The following is a 24,775-nucleotide window of genomic DNA, read 5'->3' on the forward strand; positions in this document are numbered from 1 at the left end:
ATAAGACATCAACCGTGTGACATATCGCTTTCCTGACTGGCACCTGGCAGCACGGAAACGTATCTGCCCGCCGTCAGGTTGGTTTTAGATTCAACGTTGCCGAGCGGCACTGATCCAGGAAGCGCTGTATAAACGGCCTTGCCCAGCAATGGCGCTCTATTCACGGTGCGATCGTACCGCTGTGCCGTTTTGCCAAGGGGGAGGACGTTCGATCGGCAGAACAAGCAGTCGTTTGACCAGGGTACTCACCATTTCATCCGATTCACCGAATTAGGTACTCATGACAACTCCAATTCGACTCACACCCGCTGGCCGTTACAGCACTGGCATCTTTAACCAGGGTGCTGCCGAAATCTCTGCCTATGATGCTGAATCACAACGGTTATTTGTAGTTAATGCGAATGCTGCAACAGTGGATGTTCTGGATTTAAGCGATCCAACAAACCCAACTCAATTGTTTCAACTCGACGCTACCGTATATGGAGCATCGGCCAACAGTGTCGCGGTGAAAAATGGCGTAGTCGCAGTGGCGATCGAAAGCGAGATCACCCAGGAGCCGGGTGTTGTAGTATTCCTTGACATCAACGGCACCTTACTGAATACGGTAACGGTTGGCGCACTTCCCGACATGCTGACCTTTACCCCGGACGGGCGCAAGGTGCTGGTTGCCAATGAAGGCGAACCCAACGACGACTATACAGTTGACCCAGAAGGCTCAGTCAGCATCATTGATATTTCAGGTGGGGTCGAAAATGCCACGGTCACGACGGCGGGTTTCACGGCCTTCAATGATCAAGCAGACGCATTACGGGCATCTGGTGTACGAATCTTTGGGCCAGGGGCAACGGTTGCCCAAGACTTAGAACCAGAGTACATTGCTGTCTCAGCGGACTCAACCACGGCCTGGGTAGCGCTGCAAGAGGCCAACGCGCTAGCGGTGCTGGATGTTGAAGCAGGAGACGTTACTGATATTTTGCCTCTCGGTTTCAAGAATCACAACGCAGCACCCCAGCTAGAAACTTTTTTCTTTGATTCAGATCTTCCCAGTTTGGGCACGGTAGAGGGTCGGGGAGAGATTCCCCTCAGCGGCTTTTCTGGCCTTTATTTTGAAGGAGTTAACTCCGAGAACGGCAATCTACAATTCATTACGCACCCCGATCGCGGCCCCGTGGGGGAAACGGATGAAAACGGCAACCTTATTTTTTTGTTGCCTGATTTTCAGCCGGAGCTGGTGCGGTTTGAGCTAGATCAAACAACTGGTAGCCTCACCCTGACTGAGCGTATTCCACTGACCCGGCAGGATGGCACACCGCTGACCGGGTTGCCCAACCTGGAGGGCTTTGATCCAGAGGTTCCAGCTGATCAAGACGGTAACGTGCTTGCCTATGATCCGCTGGGGGCAGACCTGGAAGGCATTGTACGGGCACCAGATGGCACCTACTGGTTGGTGGATGAGTATCGTCCTGCGATTTATCATGTTGAGGCTAACGGCACGCTAATTAACCGCTACGTTCCTGAAGGGCTACCGCCCGAGGTGGGCACTGGCGTATTCCCAGAGGTGTACAGTCAGCGACGCGCCAATCGTGGGTTTGAAGCGATCGCCTTCCAGGATGGCAAGGTCTATGCCTTTGTGCAAAGTCCATTGAACAATCCAGAATCGGGAGCAACCGCTACCATTCGCATTCTGGAATTTGATCCAGCCACAGAAACCACCGTTGGAGAATACCTCTACATTCAAGATGACATCGGCGGCGGCAGTGACAAAATTGGCGATGCGGCTGCCATTGGTGGCGGCAAGTTTTTAGTCATTGAGCGAGACTCCAGCTTTGGCGAAGAGTCGGTTAAGAACGTTTATCGCATTGATTTAACCAATGCCACCAACCTGCTAGAGCTGGCAGATGGTACCCTGGCCGAGGGCGAAACCGTTGATAGCCTTACCCCAGAGCAACTGACCGAGAAGGGAATTAATCCCGTTAGCAAAGCGTTATATGCTGACCTGGCCGCACTGGGCTATGGCTTCACCGATAAGCCTGAAGGCTTGGCCGTGATTAATCCCACTACCATTGCGGTATTGAACGACAATGACTTTGGCGAGAACCCCGATATTCCCATTGGCTTGGGATTAATTACGCTGCAAAATGGCCTGGATGCCAGCGATCGCGACAACGCGATCAACATTGCTAACTATCCCATCTTTGGCATGTACCAGCCGGATGCGATCGCCACCTTTGAGGCCAACGGTCAAACGTACATCATTACAGCCAATGAAGGTGATAGCCGCGACTATGACGGCTACAGCGAAGAGTCGCGCCTTGCCGATTTGGTTCTTGACCCGATCGCATTTCCCAATGCGGCGGAACTGCAACAGGATTCGGTATTGGGGCGGTTGGTTGTTACAACTGCCAACGGGGATATTGATGGCGATGGTGACTTTGACGAACTGTATGCCTTTGGCGGTCGCTCTTTCTCGATTTGGGATACCCAGGGAACTTTGGTGTACGACAGCGGCAATGAGCTAGAACGCATTACGGCTGAACTCCTGCCCGACTACTTCAATTCCAACAACACTGTTAACAATTCCTTTGACAGCCGCAGCGATGATAAGGGGCCAGAACCGGAAGGAGTCACCATTGGAACGGTGGGCGATCGCACCTACGCCTTTATTGGCCTGGAACGGATTGGCGGTGTGATGACCTACGATGTAACCGATCCGGCTCGTCCCAGTTTTGTAGACTACACAAACAGTCGTGATTTCAGCATTGAATTTGACGTGGATGCTGAGGGCGAAATTGCTCCCACTCCAGAGCAGTTAGCGGCTGTGGGCGATCTGGCTCCAGAAGGACTGCTCTTTATTGCAGCCGAAGATAGCCCCACCGGAGAGCCGCTGCTGGTGACGGCCAATGAAGTGAGCGGGACGACAACGGTGTTTAACGTTGCCAGCCAGCCCCCGGCTGATTCTACGTTTACGCTCCAGCTTTTACATGCTGCCGATCAGGAAGCAGGCGTTTTGGCTCTGGCAGATGCGCCTAATTTTTCGGCTGTATTAAATGCCCTCAAAAATGAAGATGCCGATGGCGACGGCACCCCCGATTACCCCAACACGCTGATTCTGTCGTCGGGAGATGCTTACATTCCAGGGCCGTTTTTCTTTGCCAGCGAAACGACGTTTGGCGCTCAGGGGCGAGCAGATATCCTGATTCAAAATGCGCTGGGGTTCCAGGCGATCGCGTTTGGCAATCATGAGTTTGATTTAGGTACAGGTGTCGTTGCGGATCTGCTGCAAGCGAGTGAGGATGGCACCTATCCCGGAGCGCAGTTTCCTTACCTCAGCGCCAACCTGGACTTTAGCACCGATAGCGCTTTGGCCGGGCTGGTGACGGAAGACGGGCAAGAGGCGATCGATATTCCCAACCGCATTGCAGCCAGTACCGTAATTACGGTGAATGGAGAACAAATTGGCGTGGTGGGCGCTACTACCCCAACGTTACGCAGCATTTCTTCTCCGGGTGGAGTTACGGTGCTACCCGAAGCCTTTGATGGCAGTAATCCAGAAGATGTGGCAGCGTTGGCGGCAGAGATTCAAACCTCGGTGGATGCGCTGCTGACTACCAATCCCGAAATCAACAAAGTGATTTTGCTGGCACACATGCAGCAGATCGCGATCGAACTTCAGTTAGCCGAACTGCTAACGGGGGTTGATATTGTGGTAGCGGGTGGGTCGAATACGCTGCTGGCAGATGAAACCGATCGGCTCCGGGCAGGCGATGCCGTTGAAGGAGACTACCCAACTCTGCTAACAGCAGCGGATGGTAATCCGGTGGCGGTGGTCAACACAGACGGCAACTATCAGTATGTGGGTCGCCTGGTGGCCGAGTTCAACTCAGACGGCATCCTGATTCCAGAAAGCATTGATCCGACCGTGAGCGGTGCCTATGCTACGGATGATGAAGGGGTTGCCGCTGTAAATGGCACGCCCGATCCAGAAATTGTTGAAATCGTGGGTGCGTTAGAAGAGGTGATTGTCGCACAAGACGGCAACCTCTTTGGCAATACACAGGTGTTTCTCAATGGCGATCGCGGTGCTGTTCGCACCCAGGAAACTAACCTGGGGAACCTGTCGGCAGATGCGAATCTGGCGATCGCCCAAGAGATTGATGCAGCAACCGTGATCTCGATCAAAAACGGCGGCGGCATTCGCGACAACATTGGTGTGTTTACCTTCCCGCCAGGGTCTACCAATCCAGAGGATGTTATTACCGCGCCTCCGGCGGCTAATCCAGTAGCGGGTAAGCAAGAAGGCGATATCTCACAGCTCGACATCAGCAACGCTCTGCGGTTTAACAACGGTTTGGCGCTTGTTACCTTAACCGCACAGGAATTGCTGGATGTGATTGAATACGGCGTATCGGCCAGCGCAGCGGGAGCTACGCCTGGTCAATTTCCGCAGGTGGGAGGACTCTCCTTTAGCTTTGATCCGGCTCAGCCAGCGGGCGATCGCGTTCAATCCATTGCCATCATTGATGAGCAAAACAGCATCATTGATGTGGTGGTTGAAAATGGCGAACTTGTTGGTGATCCTGAGCGCACCTTCCGCACCGTAACGCTGGGTTTCCTGGCTGATGGGGGCGATGGCTACACCTTCCCCGATCGCGATCGGGTTGATTTGGTGGCCGCATCCGATGATCCGAGTGCCCGCACCGGAGCCGCTACCTTTGCCGCAGATGGCTCGGAGCAAGACGCGCTGGCGGAATATCTCATTGCTAACTTTGGGGAGACTCCCTTTAGCCAGGAAGACGCTCCACCCGAAGCCGACACTCGAATTCAGAATCTAGCATTCCGCGAGGATACGGTTCTCAGCGGCGGTTCTGGGGGCAATAACGGAGGGGAAACACCACCGATCGCGGTGGTCGCCATTTACGATATTCAGGGAGATGACCTGACCTCACCGCTGCTGGATCAGGAAGTGACGACGACTGGATTGGTCACGGCGATCGATTCTAATGGCTTCTATCTGCAAGACGTGGCTGGTGATGGCAATGACATTACATCTGACGGCGTTTTTGTCTTCACGGGTGCCGCTCCCACGGTGACGGTGGGTGACGAGATTGAGATTACAGGTACCGTCTCGGAGTTCCAGCCAGGTGGCGCAACCAGCAACAACCTCTCCATTACTCAACTGGGTGGAGCGCTAACGATTAATGTATTGTCGAGCGGCAATTTACTGCCGGATGCCGTTCTCTTAGGAGCCGCCGGACGCACTCCGCCCACGCAGGTGATTAGCCCGGATGGTATTGCTTTCTATGAGAGTTTGGAAGGGATGCGGGTAACGGTTAGTGATGCGATCGCCGTTGGCCCAACGACTCAGTTTGGTGAAATCTTTACCCTGGCGGATGCGGGTGCAGGTGCCACCGGATTGAGCGATCGCGGCACAATCAACATCAGCCCGGACGACTTCAACCCAGAGCGTATCCAGATTCAATTGGATGCCGATTTGCTGCCGGGATTCTCTGCCGCCGTTAATGTTGGCGATCGATTAGGGGATGTGACTGGCGTTGTCAGTTACAGCTTCGGCAATTACGAAGTGCTGGCAACCGAGGCGTTTACTCCGGTGTCTGGTGGCCTAGAACCCGAAGACAGTTCCTTATTACCCACTGATAATCAGATCACGGTGGCAACCTATAACGTACTCAACCTTGATCCGAAGGTTGAAGACCTCAGCCTGGTAAATAACAATAATTCCAATGAGGTGGATGATGATCTGGGTAGTGGTCAATTTGACGCGATCGCCCTTCACATTGCAAATAACCTGAACCTGCCTGATATCATTGCCCTTCAGGAGGTGCAGGATAACAACGGGGCTGAAATCACGGATGTCACTGCTGCCGATGAGACGCTGCAACTGTTGGTTGACGAAATTGCAGAGATTAGCGATGCCAATTATGCCTTCATCGACAACCCGTTCATTGGTAACGAAACCAGCGGTGGGCAACCCGGTGGCAATATCCGCACAGCCTTCCTCTATAACCCAGCACGGGTTGAATTAGTAGAGGGTTCGGTGCAAACCCTTACAGACCCGGTGGATCAACAGACCAATCCAGACAGCCCCTTCTTTGAAAGCCGTCTGCCTCTGGTGGCTACGTTCCGGTTCAACGGTGAAGAGATCACGCTGGTTAACAACCATTTTTCATCGAAAGGGGGCAGTAGTCCGCTGTTCGGACAGATTCAGCCTGCTGTTGAGCGCCAAAACGATCCGCTGGTCAATGGCGGTGTCGATCAGCGTCTGGCTCAAGCCGAAGCGGTCAAAGGCTTTGTGGATGGCATTCTGGCCGGTAATGCCAATGCCAATGTGGTGGTGTTGGGAGATCTCAACGAATTTGAGTTTATCTCGCCGCTGGAAACGCTGAGTCAGAGCTTAGTTAACCTGACCGAAACGTTGCCAGAGAACGAGCGCTATTCCTACATTTTTGAAGGAAACTCCCAATCGCTCGACCACATTCTGGTCAGCGATGCGTTAGCGTCCACCGCTGAATTTGATGCCGTTCACGTCAATTCTGAGTTTGCTGCACCAGCCAGCGACCATGACCCATTACTGGCTCGGCTCACCTTATCCACTGCCAACGGTGGCGACCCGGACACGGTCAATGTGATTGTGGGTGATGATACAGACAACATCATTGAAGGAACGGCTGGCAATGACCTGATTGCTGGAGAACTAGGCAATGATGTAATCAACGGTGGGGATGGAGATGATGTGATTCGCGGCGATCGCAACGTTCTACCACCAGACGGTAGCGATGGGGGAGATGATATCCTCCTGGGTGGCGCTGGCAACGATATCATTGGCGGCAAAGGCGGTAACGATCAACTCTTTGGCGAAGCGGGTGACGACGAGCTATGGGGAGATGCGGGTGACGATTTGCTGCGCGGTGGCCTCGGCAACGATGGCCTGATTGGAGACAGCTATAGTGCAGACTTTCCTGCCATTGGCGGTAGCGATACGTTTGTCCTGGCTCCCGGTGAGGGCACCGATACCATCTTCGACTTTGAAATCAGTCGAGATTTAATTGGTCTGGCAGATGGGCTGTCCTTCAACCAGCTCATTGTGACGCAATCGGGCAATAATGCTGTGATTGGCTTTAACGATGAGACGCTGGCGATCGTCAACGGTGTGGCCGCCAGTTCGCTATCCGAATCGCGGTTCACCCTGGTGTAATAGATGCTTCAGGAGATGCTGTTGCATCCCTTGAACAGACAGTGAGATTGATTGGCGGTAGGGGGTTGTTGCAGTGCAACGCCCCCTACTCGTTTTGGGTCGCCACTGGCTCTTTGGCGATCGCCACCTGTTGCAGAATGGTCATAGGACTATGTGCCTTCAACCGCTGTAGCTGTTCCTGATTTCGCACCAACAGCGCTCCAGCAAACCCCAGAGAGTTCACCGCAATAGCGTCAAAGGCTTCCTGCGATCGCGGCACCAGAAACATCCATTCTCGCGTTGCCAGCCAGTTGTAGGGCGCAGACTGTTTTGGATCGGTTGAATCAAACGATAACCCCACCGCTTGCAGCAGGGCTTGATAGCACTCTAATGTGGCTTTTGCTGCGGCCTGGGGTGAGGCGAGCCAGTTGGGATTGAGGCGGGCGATCGCATGGACAAACGGCAACTCTGGCACCGTACCAATGGAATCCTGGAACGTGGCTGTGGCGAATAAGGGTTCAATTGGAATTCTGCCGCCTGCGGGTGCCAGGGGCAATGGCACCAGTTGCAAGTGTTTGTGGCGCTGGCTGGCTCCTGCTAATTTGCCACCGTTGTAAAACGCCAGACCGTCAATTTCGTTCATACACACCCACAACGCTTCGAAATCGGCTAAGGTCAACCAGTTAGCTTGCTCTTCAAAGGCGCGGGTAATAATTAGCAGGTGATGATCGACTACATTAAATTTATTTAATAAACATAGATGAGTGGGCGAGAGATGCGCCACAAACAAGTTGGGGTCGTAGGGAAGAAAGGGGTTCACTCTCTGACCCGATTGGACGGATGCTTGCTTCTGCTTTTGTTCCGCTTCATCTTTTCGTAGCAAATTCACCAGAATCCGCACCAGAAAGCGAACTTGATTCTGTTCAACAAACTCGTACCCTGTTGCAATAGACTGAAGGGCACCACAGGCTAAAGCGTGTTGGGTTTGCTGGGTCACTCGTGGCCAGAGGGCACCCGGTTTTAGCAGATTCTCGCGTGGGGGGGTTAAATCGTGTTCCGTCATACTTGCCCTACCAAAACAGCCGTGAGAAAAGCGATCGCCTGTCTCATTTGTTCTTTAGTGTCCCATTAATCCCCGGAGATCGGTTGCCAACCGGGTGATGGTTCAGGTGCCATCCACCAATGAGATGATGCAACGGGGTGAAGTAAGCGAACCCCTATCTGACATACCGTAAACTAATTCTGTATCGCTACGACGGTGGTTGATTTATGCAGTCGCACGTTGATTACGAAACGCTCTCTGATGCTGCCGACCAGCGGCAATTGGCTGCTATTCTCAGCCAATGTTTCATATTCGATGACAGTGAAACATACTTTAACCGCATCGGAATCCCCAATTTTCGTTTAATTCGGCAAGCAGGACAGGTGGCAGGAGGGCTGGCTGCCATTCCAATGGGGCAATGGTGGAACGGACAGAGCGTGCCCATGACGGGGATAGCAGCCGTTGGCGTTGCGCCAGAGCAGCGCGGTTCTGGTGCGGCGATCGCCCTGCTTCACCATCTGCTGCAAGAACTGCATACCAACCAGGTACCCATTTCGGTGCTGTATCCGGCTACCCAGCGGTTGTATCGTAAGGCTGGCTATGAACAGGGTGGAGCCTACTGCGGCTGGCAAGTGTCTACCGACAGCATCCAAATGAGAGAGCGATCGCTGCCAGTTCGGGCAGTAGAGGTAAGTGACTACACTGTGTTTGAGCGGCTCTATCAACAGCAAGCCAGGGCAAACAATGGCAACCTCGATCGCCATCCTGCCATCTGGCACGGATTGCTGCAAACGGATGATAAGAAACCGCTGTATGCCTACGAATTTGGCAAAGCAGGCGATCCAGAAGGATACATTGTGTTCAAACAGCGTCATGCAGACAACGGCCCTATTTTAGAGATCAAAGACTGGGTTGCGCTGACACCCGCTGCCGGACGCAGTTTGTGGACATTCCTGGCCGATCACCGTTCTCAAGTTAAAACCGTGCGATGGTGCGGTGGGCACTTGGATGCCTTAGCCCTGATGTTGCCAGAACAAACTATCAAAGCCCGGTCTATCGATCGCTGGATGGTGCGAATTGTCAACGTTGTTCAGGCGTTAGAAAAGCGAGGCTATCCGCCTTACCTGGAAATGGAGCTACCGTTAGCAATTCAGGACGAGTTACTGCCTGAAAACAATGGCCTGGTTGTACTCTCGATCGCCAATGGCCGCGCCAAAGTGACCAGAGGTGGCAGTGGTGCCCTGAAGCTCAGCATTAGAGGGTTAGCGTCTCTCTACACAGGCAGCTTTAACGCATATCAACTGCGGCTGGCCGGATTGTTAGACGGAACAGACGCGGCTCTCGCGGCTGCGACCCAAATCTTTGCCGGGGCTGCTCCCTGGATGCCTGACTTCTTCTAAAAATCGCTGTAAGTTTCGATCGCCAATCGCTCCAGCTTTGCCATACACTAAAAATCTGGCTCAAATTTCGCATCGGCTTTCACGCCTGAATCCAGGCTTGGCTGGCCGCTGACGTTGGGAGTTTGCGCCAGGGTGTATTACAGAACAACGCATCAGAACCGCACCCCCCACAGGATATTTATATCCGGAGGGGCTGTTTTCTCATCTACCAATCTAGTTCAAAGGGTGTTCTATGAATCTGTTTTCGCAAACCAAACCCAAGATCGACCCAGCCAAAGTTCAGGAAATCAAGGCGCTAATCTATCAACGCTTTAACTTATCTCCAGAAGTGCATGTTTCCATTAGCCAGTCAAGCTGCACTGAAGCAAACTGCCCGCCCATTGAAACCGCAATTGTGATTATGAGCCATCCGGCACGGACTTACAAAATCCAAAAGCCGGTCGCCGAAATTGAGTCTGCCGATATTTCACGGCTCTTACTGGCAAAGCTGTAATTGAGTCTTTTGGGGCGATCGCCCCTCTCCTCCTGTAGCGGCAGGATTAATCGCATTCTTTGCTAAAGCGGTTAATTCTGTCTTTTTCCACTGTGATGAACCACGTCCTCTGAACTCGTTGCTGGTGACTGTCGCTCTTGGAGCAGATAACAATGACAATCTGGCTTTTCAATCAGGGAATCCATTAGCGCATTGAGAGCAACTGCCGCCAGCAAGCCGCCGCCCAAAGCTCCCTGTACCGTGATAGAAGGAATGGACGATCGCGCCAATCGTCGCTTGGCCGCAGGGGCATGGCTAAATCCAATGGGTAATCCAATTACCAGTGCCGGGTGCAATGCCTGAGCATCAATCTGGTCACAGATCGAAAGCAAGACAGACGGCGCATAGCCAACCACCAGAATGGCTCCGTCTATCATGGGTAATCCTGGTTGCCGTTGCCAAAATGCCTGTTCTGCTTCGAGTGCAGTAGTAATGTGGGGATTGTCGATTAAAGTAGTTACGGTGCATCCCAGGTGAGCCAGACGAGTCTGGTCTAACGCCGCCGCAATTGCTGGCACATCCACCACCACCGGACACCCTGCTTTGAGAGCAGCACGAGCAGCGGCGATCGCGCTTTGACTAATCTGCACCAGCGGAATCAGCCCCACATCCCCACAGGCCAGCACCAGCTTTGACAACAGATCCACTTCAATTTCAGATCGATCCGACAGATCCGGCAGCAGGTGTTGCAGCGATTCTGAAAAGGCTTCTGGATGGTTAGCCGTCGCGGCATCAAATTGATCCCACACGGTTTCCAGGGTAGATAAACTGTCTTTAGCTTCCAGTTCAAGACATTGCAGTTGGGCGATCGCAGCAGTTCGCTGATCATGGCATTCCGAATCGTGTCCCAGGACCCGCTCCAGGGCAGACGCGGTTTGACGCAACTGGTTCAACTGCTGCATCACAGTGCGATAGTGCTGCTGGAGCTTCGAGAGTAAGGCATCATCGTTTGCCCCAGGATTCGAGCTAAGCAAGTGCTGAATGTGCGACAGTTGAAACCCCTGCTGCCTCAGCGCCACAATGCGATTCAACCGCTGCACGTCTTTTTCGGTGTAAAGGCGATAGTTTCCGGGCGATCGCTCCGGGGGTGGCAACAAACCAATATCGTGATAGTGACGCACCATGCGGGGAGTGACATGTCCGCCAGCGGCATCGGTCAACTCTTTAATGGTGAGGCGTTTTGCCGTCATATCAGACTGGCGCAAGGCAGAGGTTGGGGATAAGTGGGTTGGTTTATACTTCGCTATCTCCATTGTCGCGTTTAAGGCCCCATTAGAGCAGAAACCAGTCTCGTTTAAGAAACGGTGCTGATGAATGTGATAGGAATTCGCCCGCCATCCCTCGATTCCAGGAAATGTCTTAACCGTCAACGTCTCCCAATTTTACAGCAGTTCTCAATCGAGTCAGCCACAGTCTCGCCAAGATGGGTGTTGGGGTGTACGGTTTGGAGTGTGGTGAAGGCAAATGAAAATGGCTGTAAGTGCGGAACAGCCTCATCTAAAGCAGTTCATTGAAACAAACTTGCAGGACGCTGCAACCGACTGATGATCATCCTGTTACTGAATCCTGTTACTGAATTGCGATGGTTTGGTCTCACTGAGAAAATGCAATGGATCGCGTTTCCAGCCCATGAGACGAGTGACTGGCTGGCGGCTGCACTGAACTGAGCAATTCCTGAGTGAGGACTTTTGCCTGATCGCGGATTTCACGAACTGCGGTGGTTTCCCACAATTCTCCCTTGCGAGGAGAGCCAAGAGTATAAAGGTGTTGAGAGACTGTACCCACCGCATCCACAATTGCCCCATTCGATGCAACCCTTAAACCCAATGAGAGTTCGTCCGGGCAAATTAGCTTGGCATCCAACAAGCTAGCAATCAATTGCTGCGATGCCTTACGGTAGTCTCCTGTGGCTCCAGTGCAGTTAATCACAACACTGCCTCGCAATGTGGTTTGTTCGTGACAACATCGCTGACGCATCACCACGTTCACGCCATCACGGTCTTCGTCATAGGCCAAAATGCGTCCGGCATGAACCTTTAGCTGGTTTATTTGCTGTAGGTGGGCGATCGCATCTGCAACACCAGGAGCAATCCGATGGCGATGATTATCCCAATATACGCGAACATGTCGCAGAAAGCGCCGCTGTTCCGTGACGGAGAGCGATTGCCACAGCCGTTGAGTGTGGGGGCGAATTGCATCAATCACGCTTCGCCAATCGTGACCTTGGGCAACAGCAGACTCTACAGCCTGACGAACCTGGCGCATCACATGGCGAACGGTAATAGGTTGCTTCGTTGATGCTACATGGCTGAGGACGCTGCTATCCCAACCGACTGATAGTGGTGGCACTGTCGCATCTATCTGTTTGTGCGCGTGGGGCAACAAGCCGTGACGGGAAACCAGATGAATCGTGCCCTGGTGCTTCTGTTGCCGCAACGCCAGGACGGTATCGATCGCCGTTAAGCTGGAACCCATCAAAATTACTGGCGCGTCTGACGCAACCGCATTGGGTTGAAACGTCCAGGCTGAATCAATGTATCGATCGCTGCTATAAAACGTTGGATCGGCCACCGGCGGCGGCACGGGCGGCAAATTTCCCAGCGCTAAGACAACCCGATCGGCTCGGATGGGGCTGCCATACCGCAGATGAATCGTCATACCACCTGGCACTGGCTGAAGTGCGATCGCCTCATCGCTTATCCGGTGTAGCTGTACCTGGCTAGACGCATAGATTTCTGCTTGATCCAATGTGGCCTGGATATATTGCCCGTAGATTTTGCGGGGAATAAAGGACTGAGCCAAAGTGGGCTGGTTCCATTTCCCTTGAGATTGCAACCAGTGCAAGAAGTGATCGGGCTGATCTGCAAATAAACTCATTTTGCCCGCCGGAACGTTGAGCAAATGGCAATCGAAGGAGGTGCTGTAGGCTGTGCCCTGCCCCAGGTGATGACGGTCAATGAGGGTAATGCTCAGGGGGTGCCGTGCTGTTTTTAACAGATGGATTGCGACCAATGCACCACTTAGCCCACCGCCAAGGATGGCGATCGCTCTGGGTTTTGGTGAGGCGATCGCCCCGTGTTGCCGTGTGGGAATAGCAGAACTTGCCATAGATAACAGCTCACCTGAAATCAAATTTGTTCCGAATCGTAACACATGTGAATTTCAGTTGTATTTCAATTCAATTCAAATTTAAGTGAGCTGCGATACAAAGTTGTAGCGATCGCCCCTGGGTGAGATGATGGATCTACACTGATGACGTGCTGAGAGGGTGCTCTAAAAACCCGATTTGCAGCCCAACACTCGTAGGGGCGTAGCATTCGGGCAATACGTCTGGGTCTACAGCAAGATCTATCTGCCGAATGCTACGCCCCCACCGTCTGCCTTTCGCCCGGTTGTTGTAACTATGGCCTCCGCCAAATCGTCTGAGCCGGATCTAATTGATATGCTTATCCAGACGAATTTTTTGTTTAAGGATCTGGATGCCAATTGGCTTGCCAACTGTTTGCCGCTGAACGAGCTGAAACAGGAAAAGCTCTATTCCAATCGGGCAATTTACACCGCGTTTCGCCCCGAAACATGGCTTGATGTGCTTTATGTGGTGGTGAGCGGCGGCCCCGTCATCATTCGCAGTACACCCCTCGATCGCATCATTGCCATCAACTATCCAGGAAGCTGCTTCGGGATGCGAAATTTGCCCTTCGGCTATGGTCTGGTGGGGCGGGCGTTTCCCAGTCTGGTTGAGGCGTACAAAACCACTGACATCATCAAAATTCCGCTGTCGTCTATTCAAACGCTGTATCAAGAGCCATCGTTTCGCGATCGCTACAATTTATTGTTTGAACTGCGCGAAAAGTTTCAGTATCACCTGCTCAATTGCAGCACTTACCCTCCTCAGGCGGTTGCTGCTGTGTTAAGGGCGATCGTTTATCAAGAGCGATCGTTGGGCAATCAGCCCGATGCTGAGGGGGTTTATGTTTTAGATTTGCCCATTGACCTGATTGCACGGGCAAGCCAGCTCAATCACCGCACAGTGGAGCAGGTGATTAAGGGAATGCAAAAGGTGGGATTGTTGGAGACAGCCAAAGCAGGCGACGATGCGGATGATGTAATTCGGGTGGTGGATGCGGAAGGCTTAAAGGAAGCCTACAGCGCAACACGCGGCAAGGTGTCGTGGTGGCCGCTGCGCTAATTCAAAAATTGTGTTCTAGATAACATGGTCAATCCAACGAAACCTGCTACGTACCTAATACCTACCGAAACAGAGTCAAAAAAGTATCTTTGGGGAGCAAGGGGATGTCGCAGGAAATGGGCGAGGTTCAGCCCGGTGAAGCCTCAATACCGTTTACCATGCTGGATGCTCGGCAACGCCAGCAGCGCTTAAATGAACTGGCGCAGGTATTTCTCAAACTGGGTGCGATCGCCTTTGGTGGGCCTGCCGCCCACATTGCCATGATGGATGATGAAATTATCAAGCGTCGCCAGTGGATGAGCCGAGAAAAACTGCTGGATTTGTTGGGTGTAACCAACCTGATTCCAGGACCCAACTCCACTGAGCTAGCGATTCACATCGGCTACGAGCGGGCGGGCTGGCAAGGGTTGCTTGTTGCTGGCACTTGCTTCATTTTGCCCGCCATGACAATGGTGTGGATTTTGGCGGCTCTGTATGCTCGCTATCAAACCCTGCCGCAGATGGGCTGGCTGCTCTATGGCATTAAACCCGTCATCATTGCTATTGTTGTCCAGGCATTGTGGAAGTTAGGCAAAAAAGCGGTTAGCGATGTTCCCACTGGTATTGCTGGTGTAGCGGTTATTGTTTTCTTCTTTTTACGAATTAATGAAATTTTGCTGCTGCTGTTGGGTGGGTTAGGCGTGATGTTGGTTAAAAACTGGCAGCGCAGCCGTCGCATTGTCCCGGTTTTAATGCCAGCGACCGGGGTGCTGGCGCAAGCTGGAACGGCTTCAGCCGAGGCACAGCAGCCAGTGACCTGGGTCAGCACGTTCCTATTTTTCCTCAAAATTGGCTCTGTTCTGTACGGTAGCGGCTATGTGCTGCTGGCGTTCCTCCAGCGAGATTTGGTGGAACGAATGCAGTGGCTCACATCGGAACAATTGCTGGATGCGGTTGCGATCGGGCAATTTACCCCCGGGCCTGTTTTCACTACTGCCACCTTTATAGGTTATTTACTAGCCGGAAATGCGGGAGCGATCGCGGCAACTGTCGGCATTTTTCTACCCGCCTTCGCCCTGGTACTCCTTATCAACCCCTGGGTACCCAAATTGCGTCAGTCTCCGTGGGCTGGCGGTTTTTTAGACGGTGTGAATGCTGCTTCGGTTGGTTTAATGGCGGTTGTTACCTGGGAATTGGGTGTTACGGCCATTATCGACTGGCCAACCCTGGTGCTTGCAGTGTTAGCCGCGATCGCTGTATTCCGCTTCAAAATCAACTCGGCATGGCTCGTCGCCGCTGGCGGAATTGCTGGGTTTGCCCTTCAGCCATTACTGTAAGAAGGAGTGGAGCGATCGGGGTTAGAACCCAACCCTCAACACTCAAAATCCAAACTCTGCCGTCCCCCTGATTCAGCCGGTTAATGATTACCGTTTACAGTCACGATCACCGCTATCAAAACGCCACCGTCGAATTAATTGACGGCAAATTAATGCCACCCGTTGAAAACCCAAAACGGGCTGAAATGCTGCTGTCGCGGGTGCATGAAACAGGGCTGGGTGATGTCATTGCGCCTCACGATTTTGGCCTTGAGCCTGTGTTGCGAATCCATGATTCGGGCTTTGTTTCCTTTTTGCAAACCGCCTGGGATACCTGGATCATTGAACATGGTGATTATGATGCGCTGCCGCTGAATTGGGCAACCCGCACCATGCGGCACGATCGCATTCCAGAGACGATCGACGGTAAGTTGAGCTACTATTCCTTTGATGCAGGCACGCCGATTACGGCTGGAACCTGGAAAGCCGCTATATCTTCAGCCAATGTGGCTCTTACCGGGCAATCCTTGCTCCAACGGGGCGAACGAGTTGCATTTTCCCTGTGCCGCCCCCCCGGACACCATGCCGCTGCTGATTTTTATGGCGGATACTGCTTCTTAAACAATGCGGCGATCGCCGCTCAAGCGTTGCGAGATGCAGGAGCCGCACGAGTCGCCATTCTGGATGTCGATTATCATCATGGCAACGGCACCCAGGCAATTTTCTACGATCGCGCCGATATTTTGTTCACCTCCATTCATGCCAATCCAAAACAGGAGTATCCCTATTTCCTCGGCTATGACGATGAAACTGGAGCCGGAGAAGGTGAAGGATACAACCGCAATTACCCTATGCCGTGGGGCATTCAGTGGGATGACTACTATCCTGTTTTGACGGATGCGCTCCAATTCATTGGCGACTATGCGCCAGATGCGCTCGTCATTTCGCTGGGGGTCGATACCTTTGAAACCGATCCAATTTCCAAATTTCGGCTGGTGAGTGAGGATTTTCTGCGGATGGGTGAGGCGATCGCCCGTGTTGCCAAACCCACTCTGTTTGTGATGGAAGGCGGCTATGCCGTTGAAGCGCTGGGAATTAATGCGGTAAATGTTTTATTGGGGTTCGAGAACGCTTAGAGGGTGTTTTAGGGTTGGTCAGTCCAGGATTCCGGTCAATGCGGCGCGATTGGTTCAAGCTGGTATCTAACCAAGCTGGCATCGTTGCCAGGTTTCTAGAGAGTTAGCCGCTTAGATATCGTGGGAATTTTATAAACACATGAAGTTGGCATAAAGCTCTCCCCACAATGAAAACCCCGCAGTTCTCTAGAGGTAAGGCGTTTCCATTACAGCTTGTTCTCGTCGTTCCTTTCATCCTCCAGATTGCTGGGGCTGTTGGCCTGGTCGGTTATTTGTCTTTTAAGAATGGACAACGAGCGGTTAATACCCTCGCAGAGCAGCTAATCGATCGCACCAGTGATGTTATCGACGAGCATCTGAAGTCGTATCTTTCTATTCCTCAAACGCTGATCCAAATCAACGCAGCGGCTATTCGCCGGGGGATGCTGGATGTGCGCGATCGCGAGACGCTGGGACAGTACTTTTGGGAACAGATGCAGGCGTATGATCTGACTTACATCGGCATTGGCCTGACCACAGGTGAAGGGATGGGCGTTGCCCGGTACGATGGCAAAACCATCACCGTTGAGGACTGGACAGCAACACTGCCAAACAATGTCACAAACTACATGCTGGATGAGCAGGGTAACCGCATCCAGGTGAATGGTCGCTGGGATTGGGACAACCTCAACGAACCCTGGTATATTGAGCCAGTTGCTGCGGGCAAACCGATTTGGGCAAAGGTTGTGTCTGCATATTTTCCAACAGGGCCATACATCACCGCCTCTGCGAGTCGCCCCATCTATGACTCGCAAAATCGCCTGTTGGGAATGATTGGAGCCGACATTCATCTACTGAAACTCAGCGATTTCCTACGCAGTTTGGCAGTCAGTCAGGCGGGACAGGTGTTTATTATGGAGCGGGACGGCATGTTAATTGCCAGTTCAAGCACCGAGAAGCCCTTTATTCTCCACAACGAAGAAATTCAGCGCTTACAGGCGATCGATAGCCCCGACCCCATTATCCAGGCCATTGCCAGACACATTCAAGCCTCTAATGGGTTTGAGGTGAGCGGAGATACGCACTCTCAGGTTGAGATCCAGGGAGAGCGCTATTTTGTTGACATTGCGCCGTGGCAAGACAAATACGGCCTGGATTGGCTGGTAGTCACTGGTGTGCCAGAAAAAGTATTCATGGCGCAAATTGATGCTAATACGCATACCACCATCGTTCTCTGTTTTGGTGCGTTGGTTGTTGCCTCTGTCATGAGCGTATTTACCTCGCGGTGGATTGCTCATCCGATTCTTCGCCTGGGGCAAGCCAGTGAAGCAATGGCATCTGGCCATCTCGATCAAACGGTAGAAACAAGCAGTATTCAAGAACTCAATACCCTGTCTTACTCCTTCAACCACATGGCAGGACGGCTAAGCGAGTTATTCACTGCCTTAGAACACAGCAAAGAAGAACTGGAAGACCGGGTTGAAGAACGCACAGAAGAACTCAAGACGACATTGGCGGAATTGCAGCGGACTCAATCTCAAGTTATTCAAAGCGAAAAGATGTCGAGCTTGGGACAACTGGTTGCTGGTGTGGCTCATGAAATCAACAATCCAGTCAACTTTATTCATGGCAACCTTACTCATGTGCAGGTTTATGCCAGGGATTTGTTGCGGTTGGTGCAGTTGTATCAACAACACAATCCCCATCCTCCATCCGAAATTCAAACGGCGGCTGATGAAATTGATCTGACGTTTTTGCAGGAAGACTTGCCGACCATCCTGGCTTCGATGGAACTGGGAACCGGGCGCATTCGCCAGATTGTGCTGTCATTACGAAACTTCTCCCGCATGGATGAAGCTGAGTACAAAGCGGTTGATATTCACGAAGGCATAGATAGCACCCTGCTGATTTTGCAACACCGCCTCAAAGCCAGACCCGAACAACCAGAAATTGAAGTTATTCAAGATTACGCTACGCTACCGCTCGTGGAATGCTACGCCGGACAGCTCAACCAGGTGTTTATGAATATCCTGGTCAACTCCATTGATGCGATAGAGGAAAGCAACGCTCAACGAACGTGTCAAGAGCTTAAAAACAATCCAAGTCGAATTACAATCCGCACCTCTCTAATTGACGAAGCGTGGATAGAAGTGGCGATCGCCGATAACGGGAGCGGTATTCCCTCCGAGGTGCAAAAACGAATCTTTGATCCTTTCTTTACCACCAAGCCCCTTGGGAAAGGCACTGGCATGGGGATGTCCATCAGCTACCAAATCGTTACTGAGAAACATAGCGGCAAACTGGAGTGCTTTTCCACTCCTGGTGAAGGAACTGAATTCATTATTCAGATTCCTCTCCAGCAACAAGGTTCAAGGACTGTTTGAGGACTATAGCTGGGTGCTGATTGCATGGTTCTGCGCTGGTCTTTTCAAACCACAGGCTGATTCAGGCACTTGCTTAAGCTGACATGATCGATCGTGAAACGCATGTTGGACTGAGCGACATGAACGCGGCTAGGGGAAAGAAATGATTAAACCTTGGATGATAATAGGCGGCATCACCCTACTGGTTGCACTGGGAACGTTCTTCACCAAACCTCGTGATATTCCTTGGGCGGCACGCCTGGATCGACCGAACTGGCTGTTCTTTGAACCGGCTATTCCGTTTATTTGGACAGTGATTTTTGCCTGTGGTGCCGGGTCAGCCATTCTCGTATGGAATCATGACCCGGGTAGTTCCAAAACCTGGTGGCTAATGGGGCTTTTCTTGCTTGTAGAAATAATTACAGTGGCCTATATTCCTGTCACTTTAAGGACGCATAGCCTCACAGCAGGAACCGTTCTGGGAGGAGCAGGGTTTGTTCTGGGAGTAGCGTTAACGCTACTCGTTTTGCCTATTTCAGGATGGGCAGCCTTGTTGCTTTTACCCTATATCATTTGGAGTCCCATCGGTACCTACACCACCCGACGAATGATTGATTTGAACCCTGAAGCAACCTGAATTCACCTCAATTCATTCGTTTTAGTGAGAGGCTTCCCTGTCGCAGATGACGTTACCCTGCCGGGGGTCGTAGGGTCAGGTCTATCTTTAGGTAATACCTGGCTCCTGAAAAATCTCCTAGCCTGAACGTAAGGTTTACTCAAGTTAAAGGAAAGCTTCATGACGGCCAATCTCTCTTCGGACACCAAAACCAGTGGAAGTCGATCGCTTCTAATTGGCATACTTTTAGTTGTTTTAGGAATCGTTGCGATCGCCCTACCCCGGTTCTCAACTATTTTCGCTGAAACCTGGGTTGCATTTATCCTGATTTCTGCTGGAGCAGCCAAACTGGTTTATGCCTTCCAAACTCGCAGCGAGGGCGGTTTTTTGTGGAAGGTTTTGTTGGGCGTTCTCTACGTTGCAACGGGTTTAATGCTTCTGTTTAACCCCTTTACAGGTGTGGTTACTTTAACGCTGTTACTGGGCAGCTTTTTGCTAACAGAAGGTGTATTTGAGCTAATTCTGGCCTTTCGCTTACGGCCTCGACAAAATTGGACTTGGGCATTGGGTAATGGCATTATTACACTGCTGCTCGGCGCGATGATCTGGTTTCAATGGCCGTTCAATGCACCCTGGTTGATTGGCACACTCTTGGGGGTCAGCGTTTTGTTTACCGGCGTTTCTCGCATCATGTTATCATTGAATCCACGCTCCATTGATAACCCATCTGCCTCTAGCCCGACTGACTCAGCCGCTTCAACCTGATGTAATGGTAATGCCTGATCTCTCTGATAAACCATAATAAAGAGATTTTGACATCACATGCCAACAGCAGACAGCGATCGCTGTCTGCTGTTCGTTTAAAGCACGGGAAACCAAACGCCTATTCAACGTTTTGTCGCTGGCCTACCGCTTAATATCTAATTCCGTGGTTCATCGTTCCTGTTCGGCTGAGTATCCTCCAATCCTGACTCTGCCTTAACGGGATCAGCCTCTTCAGACAGCAAATCTTGTGGATCAGTAGCCGCATCCGCAAGCAAGCTCATTTGAGCTTCAATGGCAGGATCGGTATCTGGTGCAGGATTTTCAGGTTTGTCACGACCAATGGGCATTGCACTCTCTCCTTGAAAATCTAGGTACTCTCAAGCTTAGGTGCAGGTAGGGCACGCTTTGCCCTACCTCTAGACTTAATTGTTGAGGTCTTCCTCACGGACGGACTGAACGGGTTTGTATTCTATCCCCTTTCCTGTATCCCCTGGAAGATGATAAAAGCTCGATTGTCTGAGATAATCTTTGTCTCTTTACATAACATGTTTATCTTTATTTGCTTTATTCGAGCTATTTATTATGAACTCAACAGGTGACTTTCAGTATTTTCAGGGGAGTTCTTTTTCAGATCTGTTTGCTCAAGACGTTACCGATGCCCGATACGCATTCATTCTAAATTACCCTGCCACTGCTACATGGGCGGCCTATCCAAACACCAACCATTACTTTCTGCAAGACGGCAGTAGTGAAGCCACCAAAACATCCTTTGACAAAATCTGTCAGAAGGAACCCTGGAAGAACCTGGCCGTTTTGGGAGACACGCTTCCCGGTATTGTTATCAGCCCGATACACCGTCAACTGCTTCACTACTGGCGCGAACATTTTGGCTTTAGTTATACCAACCTGGAACTCATTGATTGCTCAACCTATCTTAATGACTTGAGCCAGAGCGATCGCATCGATCAACTGATTTCGCTCTTTCCATTTGATCACTTAGTGTTTGAAAAACACGCTGTTAATCCCGATGTTCACTATCGCTTGCTCAGCAAAGTGACGCTAGCAGAATTGGGTGTGCAATGCCCAAACTATAAAAGCTACAACCTACACCACATTAGCCTTGAAGACCTGCCATTGCCCGAACAGTTCCCCTACTTAATTAAAACCTCACATGGCCTGTCCGGAGAGGGAACTTACATTATTAGAAATACGAGCGATCGCAACTATTGCCTCGAAGAACTGAAGAAATATCTCGACATTCATTTATTGGATGAGATTATTGTCTCGGAGTTTGTCCATGATGCGGTGCAAAACTACTGTGTGCAGTTTTACATCAACAAAGCGGGAGATATCACGCTCATCGGCACTACACAGCAGCTCGTTACCCCAGAGGGCAACTATCTTGGTGGCCTGATTCACTACCAGGACACTAGTATGAGAAAATTCTTTGAGATGATTCGCGCCATTGGTTCCTATGCTCACCAGCAAGGGTATTTTGGGGTCATTGGCTTTGATGTTTTAGAAGATCGGGATGGTCAACTGTATGCGATCGATGCCAATTTTCGCGTCAATGGGTCAACCCCACTCTGCTTACAGCGCCATACATTACTAGGATTGGGAAAAGAGGCAGCAAAGTACTCCAGCGACTACCGTATGAATGGAACATTAGACTCTATTCTCACAACCCTGAAGCCAGAACTAGAACAAAAAGATTTCATTGTTCTGTCTGCTCTGGAGAAGGTTAAGTACGGCACTATTTACACTGAAATTTACGGCATCGTGGCTGGAGAAACCATTGAGGACATCCAGCGCATTGAGCAACGCTTACAGGGTAAGGGATTGCAGTTATACCGTTAAGCCGCTTCCGACCATTCCATCGCAACCCGTTGGCGTAATGGTGTTTGAATTTCAGCAGGGGTCTTCCGAAAGTACTCCAACCCACTGGCCTGAGCCGACTCTGGTAACGTTTTGAGATACTCGATGGCCGAGTTTACCGAAAATTTAATCCCCAGACGCTCAGAAAAATTGGGTGGAATAGCCGTCCAAATCGCCGCAGAGACCTGATTATCTTTGCACCAGCGGCGGATAGTCTCGTCTACTTTGATCTGCTCTGGATACATCTGAAGAGAGCTTTGATTGCCTTGTAACTCGACATAACCGATGCGCTCCTCGGTGGTTCCTTCACGCTGCATGAGATCTCGGATGGCATCGGCTAGGTTGGATTGGGCGCTTTGGGCAACCCGAGTCGGGCAAGCCACTCCATTTTCTGGATCAAGGATGATGGTGAGAGGGCGCTCTTTGGTTATTCTTGAGAACTCCAACGGCAGAACCGGGCCGCCTGTTTCCCAGTTTCCAATGTATTGAAGGTTTTGGGGCTTCCAAATTAATGAACCCCATCCCAATATTGCAATCATGTTTGTTGTCATCTGCGTTTTTAATTGTGCTATCACTACTGCGACAGCGATCTACCCCTGTTCATTTCACAAAACTTCCAAGGCAAAGCCGGGAATCCAGAGCTTCCGCTCGGCCTCCTGCAAACAAACAGCACCCCTGCAAAGTCATCTCCCGATAGAACCTGGAAACCCATGCTGGTCAATTCGTTGAGGTTCAGGATATCTGTCAGCAATCAATCACTTGCCTATCATAACCAATCTGATTATCGGGCGAGCTGTGCAATACGGTAGAACTGTGGGTTGACCACACTCAGACCACGATCGCATGATAATGCCTCAGTGACCACCCTTGATAACCACTGGCGACATAAAACGTCAAGCAGGTCATGGTTAGCGCTGAAGCTACCGTTGAATTAGCAACCGTCCAGACTCGGATGCAACAGGCAGACGCGACGAACCTGATAACACTCCTTGAATCACTTCAATGTACTGCTGAGCCGCATCACGCCATGTCCACACAATTTGCTTCTCTCGCAGTGTGGTGTTGCTTAAATCGGTTAGCAGAGCCGATTCTTTACTTCTCAGCTCATTGAGACTCGGACAGGAGCGGAAGAAGTGTCGATAAGCATCTATAGTATTGTCGATGAGATAGCCGTATCGACCGTTACCCAGCATGTAATTCATTCGATCGCAGGCTGTAGTTAGCACGGGACGGGCACAAGCCAGGTATTCGGGCACTTTCAAGCTGCTAACCGTCAAGTTACCGTCGGCAAACAGGGACGTGTTGTAAGGGGCAAGACAAAGATCGGCGGCTCCAATGTAGGTGGCCACCTGCGCCTGAGGTAACCGACCGTGGAAGATGGCGGTGGCTCCTGTATGTTTGGCGATCGCCTCTAGCTGTTGCCGTTGAGAACCATCCCCAACCACATGCAGCACAACGTTCTTGGGCTTTTCACGTCCCAGGGCTTCAATTAACGGCCCCGGTTCCTGAATGTAACGGTTGAGCGAACCCACATATACAAGGGCGATCGCGTCTTGGGCAATGCCTAATTCGTTACGACATTGGGCACGGCTACGAGGAAAGAAAACAGTGGGATTGATGCCATTTGGCACCGAACGCACATCAGCGTTTGGATTCAAATATCCATGACTGGCAAGAAGCGCCTGATTTTGCTTTGTCTCTGCAATCACCGCACTAGCATTGTGCATCCATCGCTTCCGCAAATAGGGTGTGGCTTGGTTTGTCCCCCAATCCAGCGACTTTTTGATAGGATTACCCTTCCAAACGGGTTGAGGCTCTGCTTTCTTCTCAAACTCTGCCATCGTTAACAAAACAGTCGGCACACAATAACGGCTAAACAAGTTGGAAAAAGCACCCAGGTAAGCCCACTCTTTTTCGATCACAACGTCAAAGGCATGGGCGTGTTTTTGAGCAAACTGCTCTAAGTCGGTCAACAAATACTTATAGCCAGAGAGTAAACCAGGATGATAATATCCGTGGCGATACCGACGTTCACGTTCAGAAAATGTTTCAGGATCAAGAATGGTCAAACATTGATGATCTTCTAGCCCTTCTGTATGGATTAACTTTCTGAACACCAACGTGACATCAAAAACCTTCTCCAGATGCGGAACCAAAGGTAACGTGCTGAAAACACGGGGGGAATCAGAGAGATAGTTAAGCCCAGGAAAGGAAATACAAATTCTTGGCTTGGTGGCGCTTGTCTGCATAGGGGTATGTGGTAGACAGCAAATGAACGATTACCTTGTCACACGAGCTTAAGTAGAAGCGAAGAAATAGAAGATGACTCTGTAACGATACTGAAACCTGGTGAAGATTTCACTAGTCTAAAGCACAGTTTTATGAATTTGG

Annotated in this window: 16 protein-coding genes; 10 read left to right on the forward strand and 6 right to left on the reverse strand. The window is 51.3% G+C overall.

The window, feature by feature from the left end; translation table 11 throughout:
* The first annotated feature begins 280 nt into the window (after positions 1–280).
* A complete protein-coding gene (locus IQ268_RS05470) occupies positions 281–7,213 on the forward strand; it encodes a choice-of-anchor I family protein (protein ID WP_228035120.1) in 6,933 nt (2,310 codons plus the stop codon).
* Between the two features lie 85 nt (positions 7,214–7,298).
* On the opposite strand, the gene IQ268_RS05480 is transcribed toward IQ268_RS05470, so the two are convergent.
* The gene (locus IQ268_RS05480; RefSeq protein WP_193876360.1) at positions 7,299–8,255 is read right to left on the reverse strand and encodes a phosphorylase; all 957 of its coding nucleotides are present in this window, start codon (positions 8,253–8,255) and stop codon (positions 7,299–7,301) included.
* 206 nt (positions 8,256–8,461) lie between these two features.
* On the opposite strand from IQ268_RS05480, the gene eis reads away from it, so the two are divergent.
* Positions 8,462–9,634: an enhanced intracellular survival protein Eis gene (gene eis, locus IQ268_RS05485; RefSeq protein ID WP_193876362.1), complete on the forward strand. Its 1,173-nt coding sequence runs from the start codon at positions 8,462–8,464 to the stop codon at positions 9,632–9,634.
* A 232-nt stretch (positions 9,635–9,866) separates the two neighbouring features.
* Positions 9,867–10,127 carry a hypothetical protein gene (locus IQ268_RS05490; protein WP_193876364.1) on the forward strand — a complete coding sequence of 87 codons (261 nt, stop codon included), beginning with the start codon at positions 9,867–9,869 and terminating at the stop codon, positions 10,125–10,127.
* A gap of 71 nt (positions 10,128–10,198) precedes the next feature.
* Here IQ268_RS05490 and IQ268_RS05495 read toward each other — a convergent pair whose 3' ends face one another.
* Entirely contained in the window at positions 10,199–11,356 is a 1,158-nt protein-coding gene (locus tag IQ268_RS05495; RefSeq protein ID WP_193876592.1) for a precorrin-8X methylmutase, read from the reverse strand.
* Between the two features lie 403 nt (positions 11,357–11,759).
* Positions 11,760–13,274, reverse strand: a complete 1,515-nt coding sequence (locus tag IQ268_RS05500; protein ID WP_193876366.1) for an FAD/NAD(P)-binding protein — start codon at positions 13,272–13,274, stop codon at positions 11,760–11,762.
* A gap of 295 nt (positions 13,275–13,569) precedes the next feature.
* On the opposite strand from IQ268_RS05500, the gene IQ268_RS05505 reads away from it, so the two are divergent.
* The 6 genes from IQ268_RS05505 to IQ268_RS05530 all read left to right on the forward strand — a co-directional run bounded on the left by IQ268_RS05505 (position 13,570) and on the right by IQ268_RS05530 (position 20,509).
* Positions 13,570–14,355 (forward strand): Crp/Fnr family transcriptional regulator, encoded by a 786-nt coding sequence (locus IQ268_RS05505; protein WP_193876368.1) that lies wholly within the window; start codon positions 13,570–13,572, stop codon positions 14,353–14,355.
* A 104-nt stretch (positions 14,356–14,459) separates the two neighbouring features.
* Entirely contained in the window at positions 14,460–15,671 is a 1,212-nt protein-coding gene (locus tag IQ268_RS05510) for a chromate transporter (RefSeq protein ID WP_193876370.1), read from the forward strand.
* Positions 15,672–15,754: 83 nt separating this feature from the next.
* Positions 15,755–16,786, forward strand: coding sequence for a histone deacetylase family protein (locus IQ268_RS05515; protein WP_193876372.1), 1,032 nt, complete (start codon positions 15,755–15,757; stop codon positions 16,784–16,786).
* A gap of 167 nt (positions 16,787–16,953) precedes the next feature.
* Complete coding sequence (locus tag IQ268_RS05520; RefSeq protein ID WP_193876374.1) at positions 16,954–19,149, forward strand: ATP-binding protein; 2,196 nt, start codon at positions 16,954–16,956, stop codon at positions 19,147–19,149.
* A gap of 142 nt (positions 19,150–19,291) precedes the next feature.
* Positions 19,292–19,765, forward strand: a complete 474-nt coding sequence (locus tag IQ268_RS05525) for a TspO/MBR family protein (RefSeq protein ID WP_193876376.1) — start codon at positions 19,292–19,294, stop codon at positions 19,763–19,765.
* A 159-nt stretch (positions 19,766–19,924) separates the two neighbouring features.
* Entirely contained in the window at positions 19,925–20,509 is a 585-nt protein-coding gene (locus tag IQ268_RS05530) for an HdeD family acid-resistance protein (RefSeq protein WP_193876378.1), read from the forward strand.
* 155 nt (positions 20,510–20,664) lie between these two features.
* Here the strand turns inward: IQ268_RS05530 and IQ268_RS05535 are convergent, their stop codons facing one another.
* Positions 20,665–20,856, reverse strand: a complete 192-nt coding sequence (locus IQ268_RS05535) for a hypothetical protein (protein ID WP_193876380.1) — start codon at positions 20,854–20,856, stop codon at positions 20,665–20,667.
* 235 nt (positions 20,857–21,091) lie between these two features.
* On the opposite strand from IQ268_RS05535, the gene IQ268_RS05540 reads away from it, so the two are divergent.
* Positions 21,092–22,366 (forward strand): ATP-grasp domain-containing protein, encoded by a 1,275-nt coding sequence (locus IQ268_RS05540; protein ID WP_193876382.1) that lies wholly within the window; start codon positions 21,092–21,094, stop codon positions 22,364–22,366.
* Here the strand turns inward: IQ268_RS05540 and IQ268_RS05545 are convergent.
* Both IQ268_RS05545 and IQ268_RS05550 read right to left on the reverse strand, forming a co-directional pair.
* Positions 22,363–22,935 (reverse strand): hypothetical protein, encoded by a 573-nt coding sequence (locus IQ268_RS05545; RefSeq protein WP_193876384.1) that lies wholly within the window; start codon positions 22,933–22,935, stop codon positions 22,363–22,365. The two genes, IQ268_RS05540 and IQ268_RS05545, sit on opposite strands and share 4 nt — an antisense overlap.
* 369 nt (positions 22,936–23,304) lie before the next feature.
* Complete coding sequence (locus IQ268_RS05550; protein WP_193876386.1) at positions 23,305–24,501, reverse strand: glycosyltransferase; 1,197 nt, start codon at positions 24,499–24,501, stop codon at positions 23,305–23,307.
* Between the last annotated feature and the right edge of the window lie 274 nt (positions 24,502–24,775).

This window comes from Oculatella sp. LEGE 06141, from assembly GCF_015207605.1.
Lineage (GTDB): Bacteria > Cyanobacteriota > Cyanobacteriia > Elainellales > Elainellaceae > Oculatella.

What these genes read in the sequence shown, in the direction of transcription:
- IQ268_RS05520 (WP_193876374.1), top strand. Translation starts at nt 16,954, where the DNA reads ATGAAAACCCCGCAGTTCTCTAGAGGTAAGGCGTTTCCATTACAGCTT.
- IQ268_RS05505 (WP_193876368.1), top strand. Translation starts at nt 13,570, where the DNA reads ATGGCCTCCGCCAAATCGTCTGAGCCGGATCTAATTGATATGCTTATC.
- IQ268_RS05470 (WP_228035120.1), top strand. Translation starts at nt 281, where the DNA reads ATGACAACTCCAATTCGACTCACACCCGCTGGCCGTTACAGCACTGGC.
- IQ268_RS05500 (WP_193876366.1), bottom strand. Translation starts at nt 13,274, where the DNA reads ATGGCAAGTTCTGCTATTCCCACACGGCAACACGGGGCGATCGCCTCA.
- IQ268_RS05545 (WP_193876384.1), bottom strand. Translation starts at nt 22,935, where the DNA reads ATGACAACAAACATGATTGCAATATTGGGATGGGGTTCATTAATTTGG.
- IQ268_RS05495 (WP_193876592.1), bottom strand. Translation starts at nt 11,356, where the DNA reads ATGACGGCAAAACGCCTCACCATTAAAGAGTTGACCGATGCCGCTGGC.
- IQ268_RS05510 (WP_193876370.1), top strand. Translation starts at nt 14,460, where the DNA reads ATGTCGCAGGAAATGGGCGAGGTTCAGCCCGGTGAAGCCTCAATACCG.
- IQ268_RS05535 (WP_193876380.1), bottom strand. Translation starts at nt 20,856, where the DNA reads ATGCCCATTGGTCGTGACAAACCTGAAAATCCTGCACCAGATACCGAT.
- IQ268_RS05515 (WP_193876372.1), top strand. Translation starts at nt 15,755, where the DNA reads ATGATTACCGTTTACAGTCACGATCACCGCTATCAAAACGCCACCGTC.
- IQ268_RS05530 (WP_193876378.1), top strand. Translation starts at nt 19,925, where the DNA reads ATGACGGCCAATCTCTCTTCGGACACCAAAACCAGTGGAAGTCGATCG.
- eis (WP_193876362.1), top strand. Translation starts at nt 8,462, where the DNA reads ATGCAGTCGCACGTTGATTACGAAACGCTCTCTGATGCTGCCGACCAG.
- IQ268_RS05480 (WP_193876360.1), bottom strand. Translation starts at nt 8,255, where the DNA reads ATGACGGAACACGATTTAACCCCCCCACGCGAGAATCTGCTAAAACCG.
- IQ268_RS05540 (WP_193876382.1), top strand. Translation starts at nt 21,092, where the DNA reads ATGAACTCAACAGGTGACTTTCAGTATTTTCAGGGGAGTTCTTTTTCA.
- IQ268_RS05525 (WP_193876376.1), top strand. Translation starts at nt 19,292, where the DNA reads ATGATTAAACCTTGGATGATAATAGGCGGCATCACCCTACTGGTTGCA.
- IQ268_RS05490 (WP_193876364.1), top strand. Translation starts at nt 9,867, where the DNA reads ATGAATCTGTTTTCGCAAACCAAACCCAAGATCGACCCAGCCAAAGTT.